General features: G+C 39.6%; 1 protein-coding gene (only partly in view). It reads left to right on the top strand.

What is annotated here, in order from left to right; genetic code table 11:
- Positions 1 to 2,899: part of a Calx-beta domain-containing protein coding region (locus ACKTTV_RS10015; RefSeq protein ID WP_408030706.1), annotated on the top strand (this coding region is incomplete at its 5' end). Its footprint begins 4,647 nt before the window's first position; the window shows 2,899 of its 7,546 annotated nt.
- Between the last annotated feature and the right edge of the window lie 332 nt (positions 2,900 to 3,231).

Here is a 3,231-nt window from a genome sequence, read left to right as displayed (position 1 = left end):
TACAATCGACCCAGACCCAGCGGATCCATGTAATCCAAATAGTAATGATGAAGATAATGATGGCGTTTGTGACACAGTTGATCCTGATGTAACAGACCCATGTAACCCAGATAGTGCAGATGCGGATGGTGATGGTATCTGTGATACGATTGACCCAGATCCAGCTGATCCATGTAATCCAAATAGTAATGATGAAGATGGTGATGGCGTATGTGATACAGTAGACCCAGATCCAACCGATCCATGTGTACCAAACAATACGGATGCAGATAATGATGGCATTTGTGATACAGTAGATCCCGATCCAGCTGATCCATGTAATCCAAATAGTAATGATGAGGATAATGATGGGGTATGTGATACAGTAGATCCCGATCCAACCGATCCATGTATACCAAACAATACGGATGCCGATGGTGATGGTGTTTGTGATACGGTAGATCCCGATCCAGCCGATCCATGTAATCCGAATAGTAATGATGAGGATAATGATGGCGTGTGTGATACGGTAGATCCTGATGTAACAGATCCATGTAGTCCAGATAGTGCAGATGCCGATGGTGATGGAATCTGTGATACGATTGATCCCGATCCAGCAGATCCATGTAATCCAAATAGTAATGATGAGGATAATGATGGCGTATGTGATACAGTAGATCCGGATCCAACGGATCCATGTGTACCAGACAATACGGATGCCGATGGAGATGGAGTTTGTGATACAGTAGATCCCGATCCAACAGACCCATGTATACCAAATGCAACCGATATAGATAATGATGGTGTATGTGATACAATTGACCCAGATCCAACAGATCCATGTAATCCAAATGTAACCGATACAGATGGTGATGGTGTTTGTGATGTGATTGATCCAAACCCAACGGACCCATGTATCCCAAATCCGTTTGCAATAGCCACAGGTGATTGTGATGGTGATGGTATCAGTAATGGTTCAGAATATGATGCAGATGGCGATGGAAATGGACCAGATGATTCAGATGGTGATGGAATACCAGATGTATTAGATATAGATGATGATGGCGATGGTATTCCAACTAGTGAAGAGGTTGGTACTGATCCAACGAATCCAACAGATACTGATGGCGATGGAACACCAGATTATTTAGATACCGATAGTGACAATGATGGGATCTCAGACTTAGTAGAAGGAGGAAGTGATCCAAGTTTAGATGCAGATAATGATGGAGTGATTGATGATCAAACAGATACCGATGGTGATGGACTGGCAGATTCAGTAGATCCAGATAATGGAGGAACGGGATCAAGTACTCCAGATACAGATGGCGATGGACTTCCAGATTATCAAGACTTAGATAGTGATGGCGATGGTATCAATGATGTTGTAGAAGCAGGAGGAACGGATGATAACGGTGACGGTCAAATAGATACAGGAGATTTAGTAGATGGTAACAACTTACCAGATGAAGACGGAGACGGAACTCCAGATGTAGAAGAACCAAACAATGATGCTTTACCAGGAAGTTTAGATGCCGATGGTGATGGCGTGATTGATGATCAAACTGATAGCGATGGCGATGGTATTGCAGATGTAGTAGATGGATTAGTTGGCTTCGGAGATGCCTTGACAACGGATACTGATGGCGATGGTATTGAAGATTTGTATGATTTAGATGATGATAATGATGGAATCTTAGATAGTGTAGAACAAGATGGCGATCCAAACAGAGATACCGATGGTGATGGTATTCCAGATCATTTAGATTTAGATAGTGATGGTGATGGTATATCAGATCTTATAGAAAGTGGACAAGATGCTGCGACTGTGGATGCTGATGGAGATGGAGTATTAGATAGTACAATAGATGCAGATAACGATGGTATTGTAGATAGTGCTGATGCCGATGATAATGATATCGCAGCAGGAGGAACCACGAATCCAGTAGATACCGACGGCGATGGTCGACCAGACTTCCAAGATCTGGATAGTGATAATGATGGAATCTCAGACTTAGTAGAGAGTGGTTCAGATCCTAATTTAGATGCGGATAATGATGGAAAAATTGATGACCAAACGGATACTGATGGCGATGGTATGGTAGATTCAGTAGATCCAGATGATGGAGGTAGTTCTCCTGACATTACAGATACCGATTCAGATGGTACTCCAGATTATCAGGATTTAGATAGTGATGGTGATGGAATTAGCGATCTTCAGGAAGGTGGAAGTGATACTTCATTGGATAGTGATGGTGATGGTATGATTGATGATACTACTGATACAGATGGCGATGGTATGGTAGATTCAGTAGATCCAGATAACGGAGGAGATGTTCCAGACACACCAGATTTAGATGGTGATGGAACAGCAGATTACCAAGATGTAGATGATGACGGCGATGGTATCTTAACTTCAGAGGAAGATGTAGATGGAGATGGCGATCCAAATAATGACGATACTGATGGCGATGGTATTCCAGATTATTTAGATACTGATGATGATGGTGATGGTATTGATACTATTGATGAACATGCAGATGATAATGGTGATGGAACACCAGATGATGCCTTAGATACTGATGAAGATGGAACACCAGATTATTTAGATCCAGATACGCTAGAATGTTTAACGGTATATAATGAATTTACTCCAAATGGCGATGGACAGAATGATACCTTTGTAATTTCATGTATTGGAGATGAGATGTATAAGAATAATCGATTAGAGGTTTACAACCGTTGGGGTAACCTAGTGTATAGTAAAAATAGATATGATAATAGTTGGACAGGAGAATCTACTGGACGCTTCAATGTTCAAGTGGATGAACAATTACCATCAGGAACCTATTATTATGTGTTAGATTTAGGAAATGGATCTGATCCAAGAACAGGGTGGATTTATATTAATAGAAATTAACCTAAATTTATAGGTATTAAATGATTATTAATAAAACAGTAAAAACAAATCAATAACTCATCTGCTCAAGAGTACTTTTGAGCAGATGAGTATAGAAAAAGAATGAAAAAAGTGGGTAAAAAGAATAACCTGTTAGACGAAGCAAAAAGTTGTTTTATTGAAGGGTATTTGGATACTACCATACTATGTAGGGATTATACTAGGTAAAAAAATTACTTTAGTTTATAAGGGAATTCTCAATTTAGGAGAATAGTTTTCAAGTTGAACTAATGAAAAGGATGTATTTAGTATAATTTTTTCACAACAATTAAGATAAGATCAAAAGTATAAAA

It is taken from the genome of Tenacibaculum xiamenense (assembly GCF_964513065.1).
GTDB lineage: Bacteria > Bacteroidota > Bacteroidia > Flavobacteriales > Flavobacteriaceae > Polaribacter > Polaribacter xiamenense.
The sequence above is the reverse complement of the archived record's forward strand: the minus strand, read 5'-3'. Positions and strand labels throughout refer to the sequence as shown.